At 73.0% G+C, this 23783-nt stretch carries 21 protein-coding genes; 8 read left to right on the plus strand and 13 right to left on the minus strand.

Features of this window, described 5'->3' with window-relative positions; genetic code table 11:
* Positions 1 to 156 precede the first annotated feature (156 nt).
* The 4 genes from IEZ31_RS38730 to IEZ31_RS38745 all read right to left on the minus strand — a co-directional run bounded on the left by IEZ31_RS38730 (position 157) and on the right by IEZ31_RS38745 (position 3303).
* Positions 157 to 1038, minus strand: coding sequence for an SCO3242 family prenyltransferase (locus IEZ31_RS38730; RefSeq protein WP_190255085.1), 882 nt, complete (start codon positions 1036 to 1038; stop codon positions 157 to 159).
* Positions 1035 to 2168, minus strand: coding sequence for an inositol-3-phosphate synthase (locus tag IEZ31_RS38735; RefSeq protein ID WP_190255086.1), 1134 nt, complete (start codon positions 2166 to 2168; stop codon positions 1035 to 1037). Before IEZ31_RS38735 ends, IEZ31_RS38730 begins: the two co-directional genes overlap by 4 nt.
* Before the next feature lie 131 nt (positions 2169 to 2299).
* Positions 2300 to 2908: a membrane protein insertase YidC gene (gene yidC / locus IEZ31_RS38740; protein ID WP_229836297.1), complete on the minus strand. Its 609-nt coding sequence runs from the start codon at positions 2906 to 2908 to the stop codon at positions 2300 to 2302.
* 140 nt (positions 2909 to 3048) lie between these two features.
* Positions 3049 to 3303 (minus strand): DUF6412 domain-containing protein, encoded by a 255-nt coding sequence (locus IEZ31_RS38745; RefSeq protein ID WP_190255087.1) that lies wholly within the window; start codon positions 3301 to 3303, stop codon positions 3049 to 3051.
* A 247-nt stretch (positions 3304 to 3550) separates the two neighbouring features.
* Between IEZ31_RS38745 and IEZ31_RS38750 the strand changes: the two genes are divergently transcribed.
* The 5 genes from IEZ31_RS38750 (at position 3551) to IEZ31_RS38770 (ending at position 9030) form a co-directional block, all read left to right on the plus strand.
* Positions 3551 to 4498, plus strand: coding sequence for an ABC transporter ATP-binding protein (locus IEZ31_RS38750; RefSeq protein WP_190255088.1), 948 nt, complete (start codon positions 3551 to 3553; stop codon positions 4496 to 4498).
* A complete protein-coding gene (locus IEZ31_RS38755; RefSeq protein WP_190255089.1) occupies positions 4482 to 5348 on the plus strand; it encodes an ABC transporter permease in 867 nt (288 codons plus the stop codon). Before IEZ31_RS38750 ends, IEZ31_RS38755 begins: the two co-directional genes overlap by 17 nt.
* Position 5349: 1 nt before the next feature.
* Positions 5350 to 6261: an ABC transporter ATP-binding protein gene (locus IEZ31_RS38760; RefSeq protein ID WP_190255090.1), complete on the plus strand. Its 912-nt coding sequence runs from the start codon at positions 5350 to 5352 to the stop codon at positions 6259 to 6261.
* Positions 6261 to 6974 carry an ABC transporter permease gene (locus tag IEZ31_RS38765; protein ID WP_190255091.1) on the plus strand — a complete coding sequence of 238 codons (714 nt, stop codon included), beginning with the start codon at positions 6261 to 6263 and terminating at the stop codon, positions 6972 to 6974. Before IEZ31_RS38760 ends, IEZ31_RS38765 begins: the two co-directional genes overlap by 1 nt.
* 643 nt (positions 6975 to 7617) lie before the next feature.
* A complete protein-coding gene (locus tag IEZ31_RS38770) occupies positions 7618 to 9030 on the plus strand; it encodes an MFS transporter (protein WP_190255092.1) in 1413 nt (470 codons plus the stop codon).
* Here IEZ31_RS38770 and IEZ31_RS38775 read toward each other — a convergent pair.
* Positions 8990 to 9745 carry a 3-ketoacyl-ACP reductase gene (locus IEZ31_RS38775; protein WP_190255093.1) on the minus strand — a complete coding sequence of 252 codons (756 nt, stop codon included), beginning with the start codon at positions 9743 to 9745 and terminating at the stop codon, positions 8990 to 8992. The genes IEZ31_RS38770 and IEZ31_RS38775 overlap by 41 nt on opposite strands.
* A complete protein-coding gene (locus IEZ31_RS38780; protein ID WP_190255094.1) occupies positions 9742 to 11055 on the minus strand; it encodes a glycoside hydrolase family 88 protein in 1314 nt (437 codons plus the stop codon). Before IEZ31_RS38780 ends, IEZ31_RS38775 begins: the two co-directional genes overlap by 4 nt.
* A 233-nt stretch (positions 11056 to 11288) precedes the next feature.
* On the opposite strand from IEZ31_RS38780, the gene IEZ31_RS38785 reads away from it, so the two are divergent.
* On the plus strand, positions 11289 to 11654 hold the full coding sequence (locus IEZ31_RS38785) for a hypothetical protein (RefSeq protein ID WP_190255095.1): 366 nt from the start codon (positions 11289 to 11291) through the stop codon (positions 11652 to 11654).
* A gap of 70 nt (positions 11655 to 11724) precedes the next feature.
* Here IEZ31_RS38785 and IEZ31_RS38790 read toward each other — a convergent pair whose 3' ends face one another.
* The 6 genes from IEZ31_RS38790 to IEZ31_RS38815 form a co-directional block, all read right to left on the minus strand.
* Entirely contained in the window at positions 11725 to 12651 is a 927-nt protein-coding gene (locus tag IEZ31_RS38790) for a hypothetical protein (RefSeq protein WP_229836298.1), read from the minus strand.
* Positions 12652 to 12796: 145 nt separating this feature from the next.
* On the minus strand, positions 12797 to 14599 hold the full coding sequence (locus IEZ31_RS38795) for a DUF2334 domain-containing protein (protein ID WP_190255097.1): 1803 nt from the start codon (positions 14597 to 14599) through the stop codon (positions 12797 to 12799).
* A gap of 62 nt (positions 14600 to 14661) precedes the next feature.
* On the minus strand, positions 14662 to 15831 hold the full coding sequence (gene wecB / locus IEZ31_RS38800; RefSeq protein ID WP_190255098.1) for a non-hydrolyzing UDP-N-acetylglucosamine 2-epimerase: 1170 nt from the start codon (positions 15829 to 15831) through the stop codon (positions 14662 to 14664).
* A 123-nt stretch (positions 15832 to 15954) separates the two neighbouring features.
* On the minus strand, positions 15955 to 17265 hold the full coding sequence (locus tag IEZ31_RS38805; protein WP_190255099.1) for a glycosyltransferase family 2 protein: 1311 nt from the start codon (positions 17263 to 17265) through the stop codon (positions 15955 to 15957).
* 3 nt (positions 17266 to 17268) lie between these two features.
* A complete protein-coding gene (locus IEZ31_RS38810) occupies positions 17269 to 17430 on the minus strand; it encodes an LPXTG cell wall anchor domain-containing protein (protein WP_190255100.1) in 162 nt (53 codons plus the stop codon).
* 178 nt (positions 17431 to 17608) lie between these two features.
* A complete protein-coding gene (locus tag IEZ31_RS38815) occupies positions 17609 to 18427 on the minus strand; it encodes a serine/threonine-protein kinase (protein ID WP_229836299.1) in 819 nt (272 codons plus the stop codon).
* 212 nt (positions 18428 to 18639) lie between these two features.
* On the opposite strand from IEZ31_RS38815, the gene IEZ31_RS38820 reads away from it, so the two are divergent.
* Both IEZ31_RS38820 and IEZ31_RS38825 read left to right on the plus strand, forming a co-directional pair.
* Positions 18640 to 19623, plus strand: a complete 984-nt coding sequence (locus IEZ31_RS38820; RefSeq protein WP_190255102.1) for a LacI family DNA-binding transcriptional regulator — start codon at positions 18640 to 18642, stop codon at positions 19621 to 19623.
* 1 nt (position 19624) lies between these two features.
* The gene (locus IEZ31_RS38825; protein ID WP_190255103.1) at positions 19625 to 20977 is read left to right on the plus strand and encodes a serine/threonine-protein kinase; all 1353 of its coding nucleotides are present in this window, start codon (positions 19625 to 19627) and stop codon (positions 20975 to 20977) included.
* Positions 20978 to 21145: 168 nt separating this feature from the next.
* Here the strand turns inward: IEZ31_RS38825 and IEZ31_RS38830 are convergent, their stop codons facing one another.
* Positions 21146 to 23779 carry a putative bifunctional diguanylate cyclase/phosphodiesterase gene (locus tag IEZ31_RS38830; RefSeq protein WP_190255104.1) on the minus strand — a complete coding sequence of 878 codons (2634 nt, stop codon included), beginning with the start codon at positions 23777 to 23779 and terminating at the stop codon, positions 21146 to 21148.
* Between the last annotated feature and the right edge of the window lie 4 nt (positions 23780 to 23783).

Consider the following 23783-nt stretch of genomic DNA (forward strand, 5'->3'; position numbering starts at 1 on the left):
CCCCCTACAACCCGGACAAACACGGCGCACTCCAAGCCCTCCAACAACCGGCGGCTTGACACAGGGCTACTCATGCGCCCTCCGCTCCGCTCCGGACGCCTGAGCTCCACTCTGAACTCATGATGAGCGGCCTCCTCCGCTTCGCTCCGGAACCGCTCATGTCGGCGACAGCCGCTTGGAGAGCTGCCGGGCGAGCGGGGCCGCGGCGGCGACCGCCACGCCGACGAGCGGGGCGCCGGCCCGGGCGGTGAGCGCGCCCTGCAGCGTCGGCAGGTTGAGGATGCCGGCCCCGACCGACGCCCGGATGTTCTCGGCCGTCGGCTTGTCCAGGGCAGTGACCTGCGGCCTCCCGTACCGGTGGGCGTACCAGGCGGCCAGCCCGGCCGGCACGAACCAGTGCTTGCGGCGGCCGACCGCGGCGCTCGCGGCGACCACGGCCGTCCCCGCGAGCGTGGCCGCCGGCAGGGACGGCTCGGCGCCGTGCACCTCGGCCCGGGAGAGAGCGGTGACCGTGTACGTGTGGGCGAAGACCGTCGCCGCCGGCAGCCAGGCCTTGCGCAGCCGCCCGCCCGAGGCGCCCAGCAGCACGTCGAGCGCCCGGCAGGCGGCCATCGCGGCCGGCCCGGCGGCGGTGTTCTTCAGCCGGAGGTCGTACGCCCAGACCGTGCCCGCGAGCGGGACCGCGACGGCGAGCGCCCGCCGGCCGCCGGCCAGCCCAGCCACGGCGACCCCGGCCGCGGTCAGCCCGGCCGCGATGCCGAGGGCCGTGCCCGGCGCGATCCGGCCCGACGGGATCGGCCGCTCCGGCCGCTCGACCGCGTCGAGGTGCCGGTCGGCCCAGTCGTTGGCGGCCATGCCGGCCCAGTACAGCAGCACCGAGGAGCCCGCCAGCCCGGCCGTCCGCGGGCCGAGCCGCCCCGCCGCCGCGGCGCCGGCGACGACGTCACCCGGCACCGACAGCGCGGCGGGAGCCCGGACCAGCTCGGCCAGTTCCCGCCAGCCGGGCCTCCCGGGCGTCCCAGTCCTCCCGGGCCTCATCCGAGCGTCCCGGTGAACTCGGCCAGCACCGCGAACTGCGCGGCGAGCGAGTGGTCGACGTCGCCGAGCGGGTCCTTGAAGAAGAACGCCAGCTCGGTGAGCGGCCCCGACCGCCCGGCCCGGTGCGCGGCGGCGGCCAGCCGGGCGAGGTCGAGCACCAGCGGCGCGGCGAGCGCGGAGTCGCAGCCGTGCCAGGTGAACTCCATCCGCATCGGCGTGCCCAGGAAGCCGGCGAACGTGATCAGGTCCCACGCCGTCTTGAAGTCGCCGATGTCCGGCACGAACTCGATGCGGGTGTGCCCGTCCGGCTGGTAGCCGAGGGTCTCCTTGAGCACGCGCTGCTTGCTCGCCGACTTGGCCGCGTTGGCCGCCGGCTCGGCGAGCGTCGCCCCGTCGCCGCCGCCCAGCAGGTTGATGCCCGACCACGAGCGCACCTGCAGGTTGCGCATGGCGAACATCGGCGCGAGCACCGCCTTGAGCAGCGTCTCGCCGGTCTTGCCGTCGTGACCCCCGTAGGGCACGCCCCGCTCGACCGCCAGCTCGTGCAGCGCCGGCAGCCGCGCGCCCGTCGACGGCGTGAAGTCCACGAACGCGCAGCCCGCCGTGAACGCCGCGTAGGCGGCGAGCGCGCTCGGCGGGAGCACGGCGCCGGGCCCGGCGAGCGCCTCGCGCAGGGCGTCCAGCCGGTCGTGCGCCGGGTGCGGCGCCGGGGCCGCCTCGGTGGACGCGACGTTCACCACGACGACGCGCTCCAGGCGGTACCGCTGCCGGAAGTCCTCGATGTCGGAGGCCATCGCGGCGGCGGTCTCGGCCTGGGTCGCCCCGTGCGGGAGCGGCCGGATGTCGTCGTCCACCGCGGCCAGCTCACTGTGGAGCGTGTCGACCAGGCGGGCTGGGACGACCCCGGCGGCGGCGAGCGCCTCGGCCTTCTTCACCAGCCCGGTCGTGGCGATGTCGTGGCCGCCGAACGCCAGGTCGCCGTAGGCCGGCAGGCGTGCCGACCGTAACGCCGGATGCTCGGTGACGCATCCGATGGGCTCCGTGAGCCCCGCGCGCAGCGCCGCTGCGCCGACAATGCTGGTGACGGCAACCGATCCACGGGCACCGACCAGCCACACACCCGTACGCACGCGGGCCTCCCTCAGCGGTCTCCTCAAGGCATGGTCCATGGGCGACATCGCCGACTGTCGCTGCATGCAGCAGCCTAAGACTCGTTCATGTGCTTCCGCCAGTACCTACCGAACTTTTATCTTGACCTGCATTACTTTTGTTGGGAACTGCGAAAGCGTGCCCGAACCACCCACCGCTCCGCGGCCGTCCACGCCGACGTGGTCACCAGGTAGATGCCGGCGGCGAGCGGCACGAAGGGCGCGAACGCGACGGTGGCGAACTGCAGCGCGCCGACGAGCCCGGGCGTCCCGGCGGGCAGCTGCCGCCGGTTCCAGACCGCGACGACGATCAGCGCCGCGACCACCAGCCAGCCGGCGAGCATGGCCGGCTCGGTGAGCAGCCGGTGGCTGAGGTCGGCGCCGAGGAACCCGTACCCCCGCAGCCGCCCGCCGGTGAACTCGCGGTACAGCAGCCACACGAACGGCGCCTGCAGGAGGCTCGGCACGAGCCCGGCGAACGGCCCGGTCCCCTCCCGCCGCATGAGCTCGGCGGTCTTCTCGGCGAGCACGACCGGCTCGCCCCCGTGCCGCTCCCGCAGCTCCTGCAGCTGCGGCGCGAGCCGGGTGCGGACGTTCTCCGCCCGATAGGCGCGGAGGCTGAGCGGCAACAGGGCCAACCGCAGCAGCACGGTGGCGACGACGATGGCGGCCGGCATCGACCCGAGGGAGCCGGCGAACCAGGACAGCACGACATGAACCACTGGACGTTTCCTTCCGCTGTGCGCAGGCCGCGGCGCAGCGCTCACGCCTGGAGGCAGGCGGGCGCGCCGGGACCCGGCAGGGTCTCAGTTGCAGAACAACGGCGAGATCGGCTCAACCCGTCGGGGGAGCCGCGAAAGGATCAACGTCCAGGCGCGCGGGGACGCGGCCGCCCGGCCGCGTCGGGATCGGCCGACCGGATGCGGGAGACCCGCCCGGCCCGGACCCGGACCGGCACCACGCGGGCGCGGGTGTCCCCGGCCGGCGGGTTCGCCATGAGCCGCATCGCCAGCACGATGGCCAGCGCGGCCAGCACCGCCGTCGCCACCGCGACGACGTCGCCCGGCGTGGTGACACTCGACCACGCGGCGAAGAGGGTGGTCATCGACCACGACATGCCCTCAACCGTACCGCCGACCCGCAACCCTCGGGCGGAGAGTTCTCGCGGTGGGCGGACTGGCGCAGCAACGCATCGTCGATGTCGGCGGCCACGTCGCATCCTCGGCGGGAGCAGCCCGCACCTTGGCGGATCAGGACAAAGCGGGGGTCAACCTGAGGGAATTCACAGGTTGAACCCCTAGGTGATGGCATTCAGGTGCGATCCGGATGGCCCGAACCCGCACACTGTCCGTAGTGTCGGCGACGTGGCACTCATCGAGACGCGTGCGCTGACGAAGCGCTACGGGGGTGGCGTCACCGCCCTGTCGGAACTCACCCTGGCCGTGGAGCCGGGGATCATCGGGCTGGTCGGGGCCAACGGCGCCGGCAAGTCGACGTTTATCAAGATCATGCTGGGTCTGCTTCAGCCGACCGCCGGTGAGCTGCGCGTGCTCGGGCTCGACCCGACGACCCACTCGGAGGAGGTGCGGGCCCGGGTCGGGTACATGCCCGAGCACGACTGCCTGCCGTCCGAGGTGTCGGCCGCCGAGTTCGTCACGCACCTCGCGCGCATGAGCGGGCTGCCCGCCAACGCGGCCCGCGAGCGCGCGTCGGAGGCGCTGCGCCACGTCGGGCTCTACGAGGAGCGGTATCGGCAGATCGGCGGCTACTCGACCGGCATGAAGCAGCGGGTCAAGCTGGCCCAGGCGCTCGCCCACGACCCCGACCTGCTGCTGCTGGACGAGCCGACCAACGGCCTCGACCCGGCCGGCCGCGACGCGATGCTCGAGCTGGTGCACCGCATCGGCAACGAGTTCGGCATCTCGATCGTGGTCTGCTCGCACCTGCTCGGCGAGGTCGAGCGGATCTGCGACTCGCTGGTCGCGATCGACGGCGGACGCCTGCTGCGCTCCGCCACCGTGTCGGACATGACGACGAGCCGCGACGTGCTCACGGTCGAGGTCGCCGAGGGCGTCGACCTGCTCACCAAGCGGCTCGCGGAGCTGGGCATCCCGGCCACCCGCGAGGGCCTGTCGCTCACCGTGCCGATGGACACCGAGGACGTCTACGACCGCATCCTCCAGGCCGTGGCCGAGCTCGACCTGCCCCTGCACCGGCTCGACCAGCGCCGGCACCGGGTCGCCGAGCTGTTCCAGAGCCCCGCCGTCACCAGCCCAGCACCCCAGGAGGTCGGCCGTGGCGCCGCAAACTAGTGTCATCCACGACATCGGCTACCAGCGGTACAAGGGTGCCCGCCTCGGCCGGTGGTATGCGAACCGCTCGCTCTACGAGCACAGCCTGCGCACGGCGTTCGGCATCGGCCGTGGCGCGAAGGCGAAGATCTTCCCGTGGCTGGTGATCGGCATCGTGCTCGGCGTGGCGATCGTCGAGATCGCCGTCCGGTCGATCACCGGCGAGGCCCTCATCACGTACCGCGGCTTCGCCGCCGGCCTGTCCTTCCCGATCATGCTGTTCCTGGCCGTCGTCGCGCCCGAGCTGGTGTCGCGCGACCTGCGGGACCGCACGCTGCCGCTGTACTTCTCGCGGCCGCTCAGCCGGTCGGACTACGCGCTGGCGAAGTACTCCGCCCTGGCGACGGCCGTGCTGCTCCTGCTGGGCGTGCCGCAGCTGCTCATCTACATCGGCGCCATCTTCACCCGCACCGACGGGTTCTCCGGCGCCATGAAGGAGCTCGGCGACATGGGTCCCGGCCTGGCCGGAGCCCTGATCCGCGCGGTCGTCCTCGCCGGCGTCGCGATCCTGGTCGCCTCCACGACCGGGCGCCGGGCGTTCGCCGCCGCCTTCATCGTCGGCGTCTTCGTCATCACCGCGCCCGTCGTCGGCATCCTCAGCGCGCTCGGCAACGAGACGCTGCTGCACCTCGCCTTCCTGGCCAACCCGATGACCCTGCTCCAGGGTCTGGAGCAGTGGATCTTCGGCCGGCCGGGCGGCGAGGGGATGCCGATCGGCGACATGGGCCCGGTCTACGGCGTCGGAGCGGTCGCGCTGCTCGCCGGGACGCTCCTCCTGCTGCTGGCCCGTTACCGGAAGGTGGCCGCCTGACATGAGCACCGTCGACCTGCAGCACGTTTCCCGGTGGTACGGCAACGTCGTGGCCGTCAACGACGTCACCATGACGCTCGGGCCGGGCGTCACCGGCCTCCTCGGGCCGAACGGCGCCGGCAAGACCACCCTGCTGCACATGATGTCCGGGTTCCTCGCGCCGTCGAAGGGCGAGCTGACCGTCGACGGGACGCCGGCCTGGCGCAACCCCGACGTGTACAAGATCCTCGGCCTGGTCAGCGAGCGGGAGTCCGTCCACGGGTTCCTCACCGGCAAGGAGTTCGTCGTGGCGAGCGCCCGCCTGCACCGGCTGCCGCAGCCGGAGGAGGCCGCCCGCCAGGCCCTCGCCCTGGTCGAGATGGAGCCCGCGCAGGACCGGCGCATCGATACGTACAGCAAGGGCATGCGCCAGCGGATCCGCGTCGCCGCCGCCCTGGTCCACGACCCCGGCGTCCTCCTGCTCGACGAGCCCTTCAACGGCATGGACCCGCGGCAGCGGTTCCACATGATGGACCTGCTGCACAAGATGGGCGACGACGGCCGCACCGTGCTGTTCTCCTCGCACATCCTGGAGGAGGTCGAGCAGGTCTCCGGCACCGTCCAGGTGATGGTCGCCGGCCGGCTGGCCGCCTCCGGCGACTTCCGCACGATCCGGCGGCTGATGACCAACCGCCCGCACGTGTTCACGATCCGCTCCAGCGACGACCGCCGGCTCGCGGTCGCGCTGATCGGGCAGCCCTCGGTCAAGGGCGTCGAGGTCGACGCCGCCGGCCTGCAGGTCCGCGCCTCCGACTACGGCACGTTCACGCGGGCCCTGCCCCGGATCGCGCTCAAGGAGGGCGTCCGCGTGCGCCAGCTGCTGCCCGCCGACGAGTCCCTGGAAAGCGTCTTCTCCTACCTGGTGGGTGCCTGATGAACCCGACGATCGCCCGGATCACCGCCCGTGGCCTGCTCGGCCGGCGCCGCATCTGGCTGCTCGTGCCGCTGCCCCTCATCCTGGTCGGCCTGGCGCTGCTGGCCCGCGCGTTCGGCGCCACGCCGCAGGAGTGGGGCGAGCCGGTCATCGTCGGCCTCGGCTTCACCGCCGTGCTGCCGGTCATCGCGCTCATCGTCGGCACCGGCGTCCTCGGCTCCGAGATCGACGACGGCACGATCACCCACATCCTGGCCAAGCCGCTGCCCCGCGCCGAGATCGTGTTCACGAAGCTCGCCGTGGCGGTCGGCGTGACCGCGGCCTTCGCCGGCGCCCCGCTCTTCGTGGCGGGCGTGATCGCCAACTCCCTCCCCCTGGCCTTCGCCCTCGTCGTCGGCGCCGTGGTCGGCTCGCTCGCCTACTCGGCCCTGTTCGTGATGGTGAGCGTCATGACCCGCCGCCCGGTCCTGCTCGGCCTGGTGTACGTAGTGTTGTGGGAGGGCCTGCTCGGCAACATCCTCTCGGGCACGCAGAAGCTGAGCATCCAGCAGTACGTCCTGTCGATCGTCGACTGGCTCGCCCCGACCGACATCCTGCAGGGCAAGGTGTCGGTCCCGGTGAGCTTCGTGATGGCCGCGGTGTTCACGGTCGCCGCGTCGGCCTACGCGGTCCAGCGCCTGCGCACCTTCTCGGTGGCCGGCGAGACCGGCTGACCCGCACACGGCAACGGCCCGCGGACGGGGGTGTCCGCGGGCCGCTGCCGTCCTCCCACACCAATCCCGCGCCAACCGCGCCGCTCTCCGCTCCGATCGCGCACCGCGCCGACACCAACCCCGTGCCGGCCCGCGCCGGCCCGCGCCGACTCGCGAGGATCACCCGCCTTACCCGCCGCGATCTTGGGCTTGTGGTCCCGTATTTGTCCCCTTTATCCGACATTTCTGGGACCGCAACTCCAAGATCGCCGAGGAAGGGAAGCGTGCGCGCGGCAGGCGGGCGACGAAGAGAAGCGCGGGCGAGGGACGGAGGCACGGCGGGGGACAGGAGCGCGGCGGCGTGCGGCAGAGGGGGATGCCGGGCGCCGAGGTGCGGGCGCGGCGGTGGGCGGAGGAGAGGGGTGCGGGCGCTGCGCCAACAAGCGGGCGGGTCCAGGGGCGGGCTTGGGAGCGGGCGCGGCGGCAAGCGGGCGGGCCGAGGGGCGGGCGGCCGCGGGCGGGCCGGGCGGGCCCGGCGGCGGGCGGGATTGCCGAGGGGCGGGCGCGGCGGCGGGCGGGCGCGGGCGGGCGCGGCGGCGAGTGGGAGGGCCGAGGGCGGGTGCGGCGGCGGGCGGCGTGGCAGGAGGAGCGAAAGCGTGATCCCATGGGCCCCGTGACAGCGCACCGGGTCTACAGCGTCGTGGTCTTCATCATCCTCGCGTCGCTCGACAACGTGGCGATCAGCCTCGTCCCGCCGCTGTACTCGCCGATCAGCCGGGAGCTCGGCGTCCCCGAGGGCGCGCTCGGCGTGGTGACCGCCGTCGGGTACCTCGTCACGGCCGTCGCCGCTGTCGCCTGGGCGTACGTCGGCGACCGCACCGACCGCAAGCCCGTCCTCATGGTCGGCACGCTCATCTGGGCCGCCGGCACGTACGGGACCGTGCTCGCGGGCGGCTACTGGACGTTCCTCGCCGCCCAGCTCTTCGCCGCGGTCGGGCTCGGTGCCGTCGGCTCCGTCGGGTTCTCCGTCGTCAGCGATCTCATCTCGCCGCGCAGGCGCGGGCTCGTGATGAGTCTCTGGGGGCTGTCGCAGGGCGTCGGCACGCTCGCCGGGGTGCTCGTCGCCAGCCAGCTGGGCGGCACCGACTGGCGCACGCCGTTCTACGTGCTCGCCGTGCTCGGCGTGGTCGCCTCCGCGCTGTACTTTACGACGGCCGACATCCGCCGCGGCCAGAGCGAGCCGGACCTGGCGGCGGTGTTCGCGGCGGGGGAGGAGTACGAGCACCGGATCTCGCGCGCCGACCTGCCCCGCATCGCCGCCCGGCGGACCAACCACTGGCTGGTGCTGCAGGGGCTCACCGCCCAGGCCGCGTTCGGGTCGCTGGTCTGGCTGCCGCGGCTCTTCCAGGCGCGCGCCGAGGCCCAGGGGTACGACGAGCAGACCGCCATCCAGATCGGCGGGCTCCTGGCGACCCTGTTTCAGCTCGGCGGCGTCCTGTCGATCGTCGGCGGGCTGATCGGGGACCGGTGGCAGCGGCGCGACCCGGGCGGCCGGGCGAAGGTGGCGGCGATCGGGATCCTCGCCGGGATCCCGCTGTACGTCATCCTCTTCTTCGCCCCGGTGCACCTCCCCGAGCCCGGGGACCGGGGCGGCCTCGCCACTGTCACCGACGCGCTGTTCACCGAGCCGAGCCTGCTCGCCGCGTTCCTGTGCGCGGTCGTGGCCCTGGCGCTGACCTCGGCCAACTCGCCGAACTGGTTCGCGCTCATCGCCGACGTCAACCCGCCCGAGCACCGCGGCACGGTGTACTCCCTGGGCAACCTCGTCAACGGCGTCGGCCGCGCGGCCGGCAACGGGCTCGTGGGGGCCGTGTTCGCGGCGCTCGCCCGCAGCTTCCCCCCGCCGGCGAACCTGGCCATCGGCTTGGCGGCGTTCCAGGTCTTCTTCGTGCCGACGGGGATCATGTACTGGCTGGCGTCGCGGACGGCCCCGAAGGACATCGAGGCCGTCCACTCCCTGCTGCGCGCGCGGGCCGCTACAGAGTCCGCAGGTGAAAGCCCCCGTCAACGTCAATGACCTGTCCGGTCGAGAACGGGAAGAGGCCCTGCGCGACCGCGACGACGGCCCGGCCGACGTCGTCCGGCCGGCCCCACCGGCGGATCGGCGTGATGCCCTGCTCCAGGATCAGCCGGTCGTACTTCTCCCGCACCGCGCCCGTCATGTCGGTGGCGACGATGCCGGGCCGGATCTCGAACACGGTGATGCCGTGCTCGGCCAGCCGGGCCGCGAACAGCTTCGTCATCATCGACAGCCCGGCCTTCGTCACGCAGTAGTCGCCGCGGTTGACGCTCGCCGTGTACGCCGACATCGACGAGATCGTCACGATCCGGCCGGGCGTCCCGTGCTCGATCATCCGCCGGGCGACGAGCTGGGTGAGGAAGTACGGGCCCTTGAGGTTGATGCCGACCAGGCGGTCGAACGACTCCTCGCCGGCCTCCAGGATGTCGGCCCGCACCGACGGCGCCACGCCGGCGTTGTTGACGAGGAGGTCGATCGGGCCGAGCGCGTCGTACGCCGCGGCCACCAGCCGTTCACGGTCGGCGGCGTCGGCGATGTCCGCCCGTACGACTGCCGCTTTTGCTCCTGTCTTTTCGACCTCCGCCGCGACCTCCTCGGCGGCCGTCTGGTTGGCCGCATAGTTGATCACGACGTCGTGGCCCGCGTTCGCCAGGGCGAGGACAATGCCGCGGCCGATGCCTCGCGATCCACCGGTGACGATGGCGGCACTCACGCGACGCCCCCTTCGACTCCGGCGAAGAACGTGTAGTACGGGCCGTCCTCCAGGCGGTCGAGGTACAGCGCGAGCTCCCGCAGGTGGTAGTCGCCCCACATGCTCGACTCGCCGTTCGGCACGCGCTGCCCCTCGTGAACCTGGTCCCAGCCGTTGGGCCGGTGGTACACCGAGTGCAGCAGCAGGCCCTCGTGCGGCGGGTCGACCGACAGGTACGGCTCGGCGAGCAGCGCCCGCGCGACCGTCAGGCCGGCCTGCGTGTAGCGCCGCTCGCCGAGGTGGCGGCCCAGGCGCAGCAGGCCCTGCGCGGCGATCGCGGCGGCGCTGGAGTCGACCGGCTCGTGCGGGTTGTACGGGTCGGCGGGGCGGTCGAGGTACCCGTCGAGCCGCGCCAGGCCGGGCGCGCCCGTGTCCCAGTACGGGATGCCGTCGGCGGGGGAGTGCTCGATGTAGAAGTCGCAGGTCGCCTTCGCGGCCTCGGCGAAGACCGGCTCGTCCTCCAGCTCGACCAGCTCCGCGAAGCCGAGCATCGCCCAGGCCAGGCCGCGCGTCCAGGTGGAGAAGGCGGAGTACCCCTGCTGCGTGCTCGGCGCCCGGAAGCGCCCGTCGTTGACGTTGAACAGCGCCTCGTGCGCCGTGCGCCCGCGCACGTCGTAGATGTCGCGGCCGTCGCCGTAGTAGACGTTGTACCGCGCGGTGTTGCGGCCGTGCTGCAGCAGGCGCTCCCGCAGGTCGATCCGCTCGTCGTGCTCGCCCATGAGGACGTGCCCGAGCCGGTGCGCGAGCGCGAGCGCCCGGCAGGACCGGATCGTGTCGACGAACAGCGACTGCGGGCCGTTGAACGAGTAGATGTACCCGGTCCCGTCCTCGGTCCGCTGCCAGCGGGCGGCCTGCACGGCCCCGCTGACCCTGAGCGCGAGCTCGGCCTCGCCCTTCGCGCCGTCGTCGATGCGCCCTTCGCGCATGAGCCGCAGCAGGGCCCCGTAGGTGCTGACGTTGTTGAACCCGTGATCGTGCACGCCGATGTGGCTCACGTGCGGCGGCATGAGGGCTTTCGTCTGGCGGAGGCCGAGCTCGAGGAAGTGCTTGTCGTCGGTGGCGTCGAACTGCAGCAGCGCGGAGCCGACCTGAAACCCTTGCGTCCACTCGGTCCACCCGCGCGCCGTGTACCGCCCGTCGACGGTGAACACGGGCGACGAGCCCCCGGTGTCCGTCGCGAGGGCGTCGATCTTCCCGGCGGAGAGCTCCCACATCCGCTGCATGGCCGGCCGCAGTGCTCCGACCGCGAGGGCGTCATCGATGCGCAACATGCACGGATGGTACCGAGGAAAGCCCTTTCCTGGGGGCCCCGACTTCCCCCGCCGGTCGCACCCGCCCACCGGCTCACCGTTCGCCCTGCTCCGGCGCGCGGCGCTCGGCTCGCGGGCTTTCGGTTCGCGCCGCGCTCTGCTCGCGCCGTGCCCCTTACCCGCCGGTCTCACCCGGCGCGGGCGTCCCTCCATGGCCGGCCCGGCGGCAACGCGGGCATGCGAGGATATGCGCAATGGAGACCGCGGTTGAGGACATCGCCGAGCGCTGGGTCGCGGCCTGGACACACGGCCGGACGAGCGACCTGTTCCGCCTGCTGGCCGCCGCCCCGCTGATCGAGTCCAACCTCGACCCGGACGGCGACTTCATCGAGATCCTGACCGACTACGCCGCGTCGCTGGACGCCGTCACCGTCTTCTCCCAGACGGTGATCGACGGCCGCGTGGCCCTCGTCTACAACTGCACGCTGGGCGCCGAGACCTTCCGCCTGGCCGAGTTCCTGGTGGTCGACGAGGTAGGCCTGGTAACCGAGGTCCGCCGCGTCTACGACCTGGACGCCGTAGAACGCCTCCTCCCCGACCTCCTCCTCGGCTCCTCATGATCGATGGAGAGTTCTGGCTGCCATGGCGACCAGAACTCTCCATCGATCATGAGAAAGATCAAGAGACAGATCATGAGGCGTGGATCCGGCTCCGGTATCCCTCGCTCAACCGGGCCAGGTAGGCGCGTTCGACCGTCTCCACGAACCCGCGCGGATCGTCGCGGACCTGCCGCGGCGAGAAGTGCAGGACCACCGCCCCGGCCGCGGCCAGCCTGGCGTGGTGGCGCATCGTGCGCTCCCAGTCCTCGGGCGACAGATGATAGGCGCGCGAGTCGATCTCCAGCGCGAGGTCCACATCGGCGACCCAGCCGTCGGGCGTCGGCAAGGGAGCCCCGGCGGGCGTGGACAGCGCCGGGTTCCACACCATCTCCGGCAGGACTCGCGACCGGCGCAGCAGCGTCCGGGCCTCGCCCTCGGCCACCGACCGCACGCCGTCGACCACTTCCCGCACCGACGCCCGCAGCGCAGCCGTCCCCGCACGTGCCGCGCGGCCCAGCTCCCGGACGAGCTCGTCCGGCCGGCAGAGCCCCGACTGCACGGACTCCGCGACCATCGCCCGCACCCGCCTCCGGTCGTCACACAGCCGCCCTGCCTCCACGACCGAGCGGGCCGGCGAGGTCAGCCGCAGCACCCCGTTCGGCCGGGCGAACGGATCGGGCCTGGTCGTGCGGTGTATCCGGACGAAGCCGCTCGACCGCACCCGGCGCCCGACCGGGACGAGCACCCGGATGAACCGGTCCTTCGGCACGTTTCGGAGCCCGTGCACGCCGAGCGCCGCCGCCCCGGTCAGCTGTGCGGCCGGTCCGCCGTAGAGCAGTGCCGCGATCAGCCGCTGCTGCTCCTGCAGCGGACCGTCGAACATGGCGTAGACCGATGGCAGCACCGTCTGCCAGCGCCCCTTCGACAGCTCCCACCGCAGCCGGCCCCTGGTGACCCCCGCGTCCCCGAGTTGCGCCGCCGCGATAATCCTCTTCTGGCTCAGCCGCAGCCGGGCCATTCCCCGTGATTCGTGTTGCACGGACCAGCATTTCCCGCCGGTGAAGCTCGGAGCAAGGCGATCCCGGGACCTGTGGACAACCTTTTCATGATCGAGGGGCGGATCCGGCAGTACCGGAGCCGCCCCTCGCGCGATGCGGGAAGCCTTACGACATCGCGGACGCGGCGACGAAGGTGTAGCCCAGGCCCTGGATGCCCTCGACGGTCTGCTTGAGGTACGAGGTGCCCAGGTACGGGTGGTAGAAGAAGCTGGCCACGCCGTCGCGCACCGCCAGGTTGGCCTTCGCGTTCGCGACCAGGTCGGCCGGGAGCACCGCCGGGTGCTGGTTGAACGGCTCCGGCTCGATGTTGCCGATGTTCTCCGGGATCACGGTCGAGCCGTAGACGTCGCGCACCGTGTACGGGAAGAACTGCCCCACCATGTGCGCCACCGAGTTGTCGACCGTGCCGCCGGACAGGACGCCCGGGAAGTACAGGCCGCGGTCGTAGCGCACGCCGAACAGCGTGTTGATCGTCCGGTAGTCCAGCGCGCTCGCGGCGTAGTGCGGCGGCTCGAAGATGGTCGGCTGCTTGAGGCCGGCCAGCAGCCAGTCGGCGCGGGAGGCGGTGACGCGGGACGTCACGTTCAGCGCCGAGTCGTTCTTGACCGGGCCGTCGTAGATGACCGCGTCGTCGGCGTCGACGTGGGCCCGGAAGAACTCGAAGTCGTTCGCGCTCACGCCGTCGTACGGGTTGTTCAGCGCGTCCAACTGGTGGGTGTACCCGTGCATGAGCAGGGTGCCGCCCTTCTGCTGCATGTACTTCAGGGCGCTGACCACCAGTGGCTTCTGACGCAGCGCGTAGTCCTCGGCCTTGCCATTGTTGTTCACGCCCTTCGGGTCGCGGTAGCGGCTGTAGACGGCGACGGTGAACGGCACCTTCTTCGACGACAGGTAGTCGGCGATCGCGCGCAGCTCGGCCGGGTCGGCGTCCGGCCCGACGTCCTCGATGCGCACCAGCGCCCGGTGCCGCGCGGCCGTCTGCGGAGCGAGCGCGTCGAACAGCAGGTCGGAGAAGGCGAGGTACCGGTCGTTCGCGGTGATGTACGAGAACGGGATCTCGCCGAGGTACGTCAGGTTGCCCGACTTCACGCCCCAGGGGAACGACGTGCCGTCGGCGCGGACCGCGGTACCGACGCTGACCGCCTTGGCGGTGTCGTAGATCGCGTAGTCCATGATCCCACCGGCGTTGCGCGCGTCGCGGGTCAGCGTCGTGCCCTTGTAGTCGACGCGGGCGACCGACGAGACGTCGAAGCCCTTCCAGGTGTACCCGTACTTCGTCGCGAAGTCGGCGGAGCGCGCCGTCAACTGCCAGATGTTGTCGTACATCCACACGACCGGCTTGCTGGTGGACAGCACGTCGTCGAGGAACGCGACCGGGATCGGCTCGTCGTAGGTGGACCCGACGTAGACGACGGCAGTGTAGCCGTTGAGCTCGCCGGCGGTGTACGAGCCGACCGGGTGCGCGGTCCAGGCCCCGAAGTGGGAGACCAGGTTCGTCGCCATCATCCCGTAGTCCTCGCCGAGCCAGGAGTACGGACCGGTGTTGTCGTACAGGACCAGCGTCTTCGTCGCCGCGTTGCCGCCCGGCGCGGCGGTGCCGCTCGACGTCTTCGTCGCCGCGTTCGTGGTCACGGCCGCCTTGGCGGCGGTCGGGGCGGACGAGCGCGCCTTGGTCTGGCCGGTGGTGACGACGCGCTCGGTCGGCACCAGCCGCGCCGGCCGCGGCGGCGCCGGGACCTTCGACTGGCTGGCGTCCTCGCGCTCGACCGCGTCGCCGGCACCGCGGTGGTGCTGGCGGCCGGGCGCGGCGGCGCTCGGCGCGGTCCCGACGGTGAGCGCGATGGCACCGGCCAGCGCGGCCGTCACGACGACGGCGATCGTACGGCGGACGGGGGATCGTCTACGCATGATGAGCAACCTCTGCAATACGAGCTAGGCGAAGCGATACGAGCCAGGCGAAGCGATACGAGCTAGGCGAACGACGGGGAAGGCATGGGGGACGGGGCGGCGGTGAGGCCGAGCAGCGCCGCCACCGCCTGCTCGGTGCGCTGCGAGGCGAGCCCGTCCCCGTACGGGTTGCCGCCGGCGGTCATGGACTGCCGCAGCATCGGGTCGTCCAGCAGGCGCGCGGCCTCCGACACGATGAGCTCCTCGTCGGTACCGACGAGCTTCGCGCAACCGGCGTGCAGCGACTCGACGCGCTCCGTGACCTCGCGCAGCACCAGGGCGGGCACCTTGAACGACGGCGCCTCCTCCTGGATGCCGCCGGAGTCGGTCAGCGCCAGGTACGCGTGGGAGAGCAGCCGGGCCAGCGCCGGGTACGGCAGCGGGTCGGTGATCGTCACCCGGGGCACGCCGGCCAGCCCGGCCTCGACCTGCGCCCGGACCGCCGGGTTGGCGTGGGCGGGCAGCACGACGCGGATGTCGGGGTACGCCGCGACGATCCGGCGCACCGCGCGCAGGATGCGGTCGAGGGGCTCGCCCCAGGACTCGCGCCGGTGCGCGGTGACCAGCACCAGCCGGGCCTGGCCGTGGGTGGCGGCGTCGACCGCGGCGGCGACGCCGGCGTCCTCGAACGGCAGTTCCTTCGCGGCGATCTCCAGCGCGGCGTCGACGACGGTGTTGCCGGTGATGAGCACGTTGGCCGGGTTGACGCTCTCGTCGAGCAGGTTCGTCGCGGCGAGCGCGGTCGGCGCCAGGTGCAGCGCGGCGAGCTGCCCGACGAGCTTGCGGTTGGCCTCCTCCGGGAAGGGGGAGTCGAGGTCGCCGGAGCGCAGGCCCGCCTCCAGGTGCACGACCGGGATCCGCCGCCAGAACGCGGCCATGGCGCCCGCGAGCGTCGTCGTGGTGTCGCCCTGGACGACCACCGCGGCCGGCGGCCGCTCGGCGAGCAGCGCGTCCAGCCGCTTGATCATCTCGGTCAGCAGCTCGGGCTGGCTGCCGGTGACCCGCTGCAGCGGGAGCGTCACGTCGGCCTCGACGCCGAACGCGGCCAGGGCCTGGGCGACCATCGCCGGGTGCTGGCCGCTGGCGACCAGGACCGGGCTGAGCCGGCCGGCGGCGCGCATCGCGGCGGCGACGGGGGCGAGCTTGATGGCCTCGGGACGGGTGCCGGCGATGAGGAGGACTTCAGGAAGCATCTTGTGCGTCACCTTTGCGGGGTGGGCCGCGTCCGTGCGGGGAGGAGTGACCGCGTCCTGTGGACCACTCTGGGGTTGATTTTCGTCAACATCGAAAAATCAATGTTGACGAATCAATGTTGATTACGCTGCTGCCGGTTCCTCGGCGAGCCGTTCGGTCTTGGCCCAGGTCTGGCGGCGGCCGACCTGCCGGCCGATCGCCCGCCAGGTGCTCACCAGGCCGAGCATGAGGAAGAAGGGGTACGCCAGCGCCGCCAGCAGCAGCGTCGACAGCTTCTCGTCGCGCAGCTGCAGCCGGTGCACGAGCGCCCAGATGAGCCCCGGCGCCGTCATGCCGGCCGCCCAGAAGGCGGCGACGTGACCCATCTGGCCCCAGGAGTGGATCATGAACGTCTCGCCGTGCCCGGGGAGCAGCCGCCACATCGCGACCGTCCACAGGGACAGCACCGTCGCGGTACCGAAGGCGTTCAGCCACGGCGCGAGCAGGTAGTACAGCATCTCCAGCAGGGCGTGGTTGCGGATGCGCCGCGAGGCGACCAGCCGGGGCACGTAGGAGACGCACTGCAGGTTCCCCTGCGCCCACCGGGTCCGCTGGCGCAGCAGCCGCCGCACGTCGACGAGCCCCTGCTGCTTGACGTGCGCGATCGACGTGTACCGGATCCGGTCCCCGCCGAGGTGCATGCGCAGCCCCAGCTCCAGGTCCTCGACCAGGCAGTGCGACCACGGCGCGTCGCCGAGGCGCATCAGCGACGACAGCCGGGCGAACTGCCCGTTGCCGCCCAGCCCGACCGTCCCCGCCGCGTCGCGGAGCAGCTGGCTGGCGTTGGCGATCGCGGCGAACTCCAGGTCCTGCACCGCGCCGAGCACCTTGTTGCGGTTGTGGATCCGCACCCGGGTCTGCACCGCCCCGACGGAGGGGTCGCGCATCAGCCGCGACACCTCGGTCAGGATGTTCGCGCTGCCGCGGCCGTCGCCGTCGATGACGCCGACCGCGACCCGGGACGGGTCCTCGCCGTGGCGCAGGGTCAGGTCCCGGATGGCCCGGAACGCCGCGTTGAGCGCCTCGCCCTTGCCCTTGCGGGCGTTGGGGAAGTCGCGGCGCAGGACCGTCAGGCCCGGGTGGTCGATGGCGGCCAGCACGTCCGGGGTGCCGTCGTCCGATCCGTCATCGACCACCAGGACCCTGGTGCGGGTGCCCACCGGGCCGGTCAGCGCCAGGGCGGCGGAGACCGTCCGGCCGACCACGCGTTCCTCGTTGAGGGCGGGCACGACGATCCAGAAGGTCAGCGGCTCGTTCCCGTTCGGCGCGATGGCGTCGCGCCGCCGGCGGTGGGCGGCGGTGGCCGAGTCACCGGCGGAGAAGACCACCAGTGCCAGGTTGTACGCCGGCCACAGCGCCAGGAGCGCGAAGCCGACCAGCAGGATCGCCGCCATGGGTCAGGCGGCGCTGCGGTTGAAGCGGGACGCCCGGACCATCAGAGCACCGGTGACGACGAGCGCGACACCGGCGATCACGATGGCGAGGACCGGGCTACCGGTGACGGGCAGCGAACCCGCGGCGCAGGTTGCGGCGCCCCCGGCGACCTTCGTGCATGACATGACAGCTTCCCCTCGGCTATCCGTTGGTGATGCGTTCCGGCTCCCTGACGGCAACCGTCGTGCACCTTGTCCGAGAAGCTTGTCGCGGCCGAGTGGCGATCACAATGGGTGATGGGCTGGTCTGACCGAAGTCCGCCCAAGCACCCGACAAGGCCCTTACGCAGGCCAAATGCGGCTGTTACACAGCGTGATTACTCGGTGTGCCGTAGCTCTCAGTGAGAGCGTCGGGCCGTTGCCAGCCGGGTGCGAACTCGGCCCACAGTGACAGCGCCACCGCCGCGCTCTCCGGGCGGTCGCCGGGGCGCTTCGCCATGCACTGCCGGCACAGCTCGGCTACGGACCGTGGCAGGCCGGGCGCGAGGACGACCGGCGTCGGGGCGGCGTGCAGCAACCGGGCGCCGGGCGCGTGCGGGGAGCGGCCGGTGAGCATCTGGTACAGCAGAACGCCCAGCGCGTAGACGTCCCAGGCGGGGGCGTGCTCGGCCTTCACGGCTGCCGGGTGGGCGAACGGCACGGCCAGCCCGAAGTCGATGATCTTGACCCCGGCCGTGGTGAGCATGACGTTGTGGGCCGTCAGGTCCCGGTGTGCGATGCCCCGGCGGTGCGCGACGGCCAGCAGCTCGGCGATCGAGGCGGCGATCTCCACCGCCTCCTGCCAGGGCAGCGGCCCGGCGGCCAGGCGCTCGGCGAGGGGGATGCCGTTGAGCAGCTCCATCGCCATCGCGGGGACGGACACGCGGCCGGCCTCGATCTCGCCGTACCCGAAGATCTTCGGCACCGTCGGGTGCCGCATCCGCTGCATGAGGTGCGGCTCGCGGCGGGCGGCGTGGGTGGCGCGCGTGTTGTGCGCGAACGCCGGCGCCAGGACCTTCACCGCGGCCGGGCGTAGCCGGTCCAGGTCGACGGCCTCGTACACCAGCGACATCCCGCCCCGGGCGATCGGGCGGACCAGCAGGTATCGTTCGAGCACCCTGCGGCCAACGTCGATCCCGGACACAATCGTCGACTATTCCCTATTCGGTCGCGGTTGCGATAGTCCCCGCGATGCTAGACACAGTGCAATTTGGTCGGAATTGCAGCGACCTTCCGGCTGATCGAAACCCATAGTTGACATCTCGGTAACCGTGGCTGACGCTGACCGCAGGGTCGACGCCGACCGCCCGCGGCGTTGCCCGGTAACGGAAATGTTTCGCTCCCACAGGAGACGGGATGCCTGACGAGCCCTCGCCGCCAACCGTCACCGAGGTCGCCGCCGCGGCGGGGGTCTCCGCCGCCACCGTGTCGCGCGTCCTCACCGGGCGGGTCCGGGTCAGCACCTCCGCCCGCGTCCAGGTCCACGACGCCATCAACCGGCTCGGATACGTCCGCCACCGCGCCCCCCGGCAGGCCGGACAGGCCGTCAGCGGCCCCATCGCCGCGCTGGTGTTCGAGCCGACGGCCCGGATGTTCCACGACAACTTCTGCGCCAGGCTCCTCGGGGGCGCCGAGGAAGCCCTTTCCCGCGCCGGTGTACCGCTGGTGACGATGACGGCCACCCGCGGTACCGTGGCGACCACCACCCAGTTCCTGACCTCGGGCGGCGTGTCGGGCGTGCTCCTGCTCGGCGCCGAGGCCAAGCACCCGCTCGTCGTCTCGCTCACCGCGTCGCTGGTCCCCCTGCGGGCCGCCGGCCGCCCGCCGATCGAGATGCCGTTCGCCGACGTCGACAACCGCGACGGCGCCCGCCAGGCCGTCGAGCACCTGCTCCTGCGCGGCCGCCGCACGATCGCGACCATCGCCGGCCCGCCCGACTCGCCGGCGGCCGCCGACCGCCTCGACGGGTATCGCCGGGCGGTGGAGGCGGCCGGGCGCCAGCCCATCGTCGCGTACGGTGACTTCACCACCCCGTCCGGCGGCCACGCCGCGGCCTGGCTGCTCGACCGGGTGCCGCGCCTCGACGCCCTCTTCGTCGCCTCCGACGCGATGGCCGCCGGCGCCCTCCAGGCGCTGCGCAAGGCCGGCCGGCGGGTCCCGGAGGACGTGGCCGTCGTCGGGTTCGACGACGCGCCGCTCGCCGGGTTCACCACGCCGGCCCTCACCACCGTCCGCCAGCCGGTGGAGGAGCTCGGCGCGCTCATCGCGGCACTGCTGCTCGAACCGTCGCTGGACAACCCGGTCCTGCCGACCGAGCTCGTCGTGCGAGCCTCCACGTAGGATGCGCGCCGGACAGCTCCGGGAGGGCGACGTCCTCGCCCGCCGGTACATCCTCAAAGAGCCCGTCGGCACGGGCGGCATGTCGGTGGTGTGGCGCGCGTGGGACTCCACGCTCGAGCGCACCGTCGCGGTCAAGGTCCTCGACGGCCCCATCGGGACCGACGGCGGCCACCGCGACCGCATCCGCCGGGAGGCCCGCGCCGCCGCGCGCATCGAGCACCCGAACGCGATCGGCGTGTACGACTACGGCGAGACGGTCACCCCGCGCGGCCGGATCGCGGCGTACGTCGTGATGCAGCTGCTCGACGGCGCGTCGCTCGCCAGCCGCCTCGTGGAGGGCCCGCTGCCGTGGCAGGAGGCGCTGCTGGTGGCGTCGACGGTGGCCGAGGTCCTCAACGCCGCCCACCGCCGCGGAGTGGTCCACCGCGACGTCACCCCGGAGAACGTCATGCTGACGACGGACGGCGTCAAGCTGCTCGACTTCGGCATCGCGGCCGAGGAGGGCCAGCGCGAGGAGGTCACGTTCGGCACGCCGCCGTACGTCGCCCCCGAGCGCCTGGTCGGCGCCCCCGCGACGGGCGCCACCGACGTGTACGCGCTGGGCGTCCTGCTGTACGAGATGCTCACCGGAGCGACGCCGTACCCGGCGGCGACCTGGGAGGAGCTGGAGCGGGCCCTCGCCGACGGCTACTACCCGCCGCTGGCGGTCCCCGGCCTCCCGGCCCGCGTGGCCGCGATCTGCCACCGCTGCCTGTCGGCCAGCCCGCGCGACCGCCCGACGGCCGCCGAGGTGGCCGCGACCCTCAACCCGCCGCTGCAGTCCATGCGCCGCCGCCGCTGGCTGGCCGCGGTCTCCGCGACGCTGGCCTCGGCGGTGGTACTGCTGGTGCTCGTCCTGCTGCTCCAGGACGACGGCCCGCCGGCCCAGCCGAACGCCGGCCCCGAGGTCAGCATCGTCGTGTCGGTGCCGCCCCCGATCATCCTGCAGCCCACGACCACGGCCTCCCCGCGCCCGGGCACCCGCACGACGTCGGCCGCGGCCGCCCCGACCAGCCGCCCACCGGCGTCCCCGACCGCGTCCGCACCCGGGCTGACCCCGGAGCAGGCCGCCCGCGCGGTCCTGGACATCGTCGACCGCCACGCGGCAACGGGGGAGATCCGCACGGACGTGGCGGAGGACATCCGCAACCAGGTCAACAACCTGATGTCGAACCAGCTCAACGCGGCCCAGAAGATCGCCGCCCTCCGCGACAACCTCCGCAGCCGCCAGCGCGAGCAGTCGCTGCCGCAGGCCGTCTACGAGGAGCTCGACGCCGCGGTGGTGACCCTGGGCGACTCCCTGTCCCAGAGTTGACCACCCGCCCGCCCTCTCCCAGACGTCGGTCGATCCACCCTCAGTTTCCGAGATCGACTTGAGGGTGGATCGACCAACGCCTCACAGCGAACTGGCCAATTTGCACATCGATCCACCCCTGCCGATCCCGCCCGGAACGATGGAGAGTTCTGGCCGGCAAAGGATCGCCTAGAGCAGGCGGGTGCGGTGGCGCTCCAGGTACGCCTCCACGTGCTCCGCGTGGTCCGGCCGGCTCAGCAGGAAGCCCTGCCCCAGCCGGCACCCCGCGGCCCGCACCACGTCCACGTGCGACTCCGTCTCCAGGCCCGCGGCGATCACGTCGATGCCCAGGCGCTGGGCCAGGCCCACCACGACGTCGACGATCGGGGTCGCCGGGCCGCGGTGGCCGGCCGGCTCGTTGAAGAGCGCCTGGTCGATCTTCAGGACGTCGACCGGGAGGCGGCGGAGGTGGGCCAGCGCGGTCGGGCCGGTGCCGAAGTGGTCGATGGCCGTGCGGACGCCCAGGGCGCGCAGGCCGGCGAGCTGCTCGACGGCCAGCACGTCGTCGGGGAGCGCGGCCTCCGAGACCTCCACGATGACGGCGTCGGCCGGGACGCAGTGGGTGTCGATCGCCGTGGCCACCATTGAGAGCCAGCCCGCGTCGGCGAGCTGGCGGGCCGAGGCGTTCACCGACATCCACAGCTCGCGGCCGTCGGCGCGCCAGCGGGAGAGCTGGCGGCAGGCCCGGTGCAGGGTCCACGCGCCGATCTCGGCGGCCAGGCCCAGCTCCTCGGCGATCGGCAGGAACTCCGCCGGGGGGATCGGGCCGAGGCGGGGGTGGCGCCACCGTAGCAGCGCCTCGGCGCCCACCGGCTGGCGCAGGGTCAGGTCGGTCACCGGCTGGAACACCAGGTCGAGCTCGCCCCGGCCGACCACGCCGGGGAGCTGCTGCTCGATCTCGGTGCGCCGCACGAGCGCCGCCTCGAAGCCCTTGTCGTAGCACTCCACCCGGCCGCCGGGGAGGCCGCGGGAGACCTGCTGCGCGCGGCGGCGGGCCACGTCGGCGTGCCGCAGCGCCTCCTCGGCCGTCGCGGCGGTGAACAGGTCGGCCACCCCGACGTCCGCGGTCAGGTGGACGGTGTGGCCGGGCAGGTGGAACGGCTCGGCGAGGGCCGTCGCCAGCCGGGTCGCCAATGCGAACGCGGGCACGAGCGGCGCGTCGGTGAGCACCGCGAACGCCGCCGCGGTGAGCCGGGCGGGCAGGTCGTCGCGGCCGGCCGCGCTGCGCAGCCGGCGGGCCGCCTCGATGAGCACGGCGTTGGCGACCGTCGGGCCGTGCAGGTCGGCCACGCTCTCGAACCGGTCGAGCTCCAGCACCAGCACCGACCCGCAGGCGCCGGTCGCCCGGGCGTCCGCCACGGCGGCCACGAACTTGCGGCGGTTGGCCAGGCCGGTCTGGTCGTCGGTCCAGGTGACCTCGTCGAGCGTGCGCTGCAGCTGGGCCCGGTCGCCGACGTCCCGCACGTGCACCACGAGCCCGCCGACCTCCGGTGCCGCGCGCTGGTCGCTGACCGTCGACTCGGTCTCCCGCCACCGGCCGAACCCGTCGCGCAGCCGGGCCTGCACGAGCACGTGCGACCGGCCCGCCGGGTTGCCCAGCACCGACTGCAGGGCGGCCGCGGCCGTCGTCGCGTCCGCCGGGTGCAACAGGTCGGTGAGGGGACGGCCCAGCACGTCCTGGTCCGACAGGCCGAACTGCCGGGCGGCCGCCGGTGACTGCCAGCGCACCACCAGGTCGTCGTCCAGCACGACGGCGACGTCGGTCGAGCCGGAGACCAGGGCGCGGAAGCGTGCTTCCCGCCGCACGAGGGTTTGGGCGTACCGCCGGATGTCCCGCGCGGCGAGCAGCTCCCGCCCCGCCATCGCGCCGAACGCGCACAGCCCGAGCACGACCGTGGTCCGGTCGAAGGAGCCGCCGGTCAGGAAGTGGTACGCGGCGACGCCCGCCCCGAGCACCGCCGGCCCGACGAGCAGCGGGTAGCCGGCGAACGTCCCGCTCTCGTCCGCGGCGTGCGGCTGCCCGGGCCGGTCGTCGGCCCGCCGGGCGCCGGTGACGATGAGGAACGGCCCGGCCAGCAGGGCCAGGCCGGCGAGCACGAAGGCGGGCCCGGTCGGCCACGGCGATCCGGTGTGATCCAGCAGTACCGAGGCGAGGCCGGTCAGCCCGAGCACGCTCACGGCCGCGCCGCCGCTGCAGGCCAGGGCGGCGGGGCGGTGCCGGACCGCGCGCAGCCCGGTGACGACCGCGACCGACACGGTGACGCAGCACGTCAGCGACACCGCCAGCCCGCCCGGCGCGAACGCCGGGAACAGCATCCACCCGCAGGCGAACAGGCTGATGCCGATGCCCAGCCCGTCGAGCACCCGGCGCAGCCGGGCGCCGGTCGTCGGCGCGGCGCCGGGCAGCAGGAGCAGCCCGAGCAGGAAGGTGGGCGCGGCGGTGAGGGCGGCCCCGGCGGCGATCAGGCCCGGCGCGGCGGTACCGCCGGTGAGCGCGGCAACGCCGGCCGCCGCCGCGCCGGCCCCGGTGACCAGGGCGCCCATGCCCAGGAAGCCGGCGCCGCGGCACGGCCCGAAGCTGCGGCGGCCCCGATGGATGCGCAGCGCGAGCCGGATGAGCACGCCGGCGTGCGCGAGCGAGCCGGCGGTCACCACGGCGAGGACCGCGTACAGGCCGAGCACCGGCCCGGTGGTGGCGGCGGCGCCGAGCGCCACCGCCGCGGTGAGCAGGACGAGCCAGAACGTGCGTGGGTTGCTGACCACGGGC

Source organism: Dactylosporangium sucinum (genome assembly GCF_014647515.1).
Taxonomy (GTDB): Bacteria; Actinomycetota; Actinomycetes; order Mycobacteriales; family Micromonosporaceae; genus Dactylosporangium; species Dactylosporangium sucinum.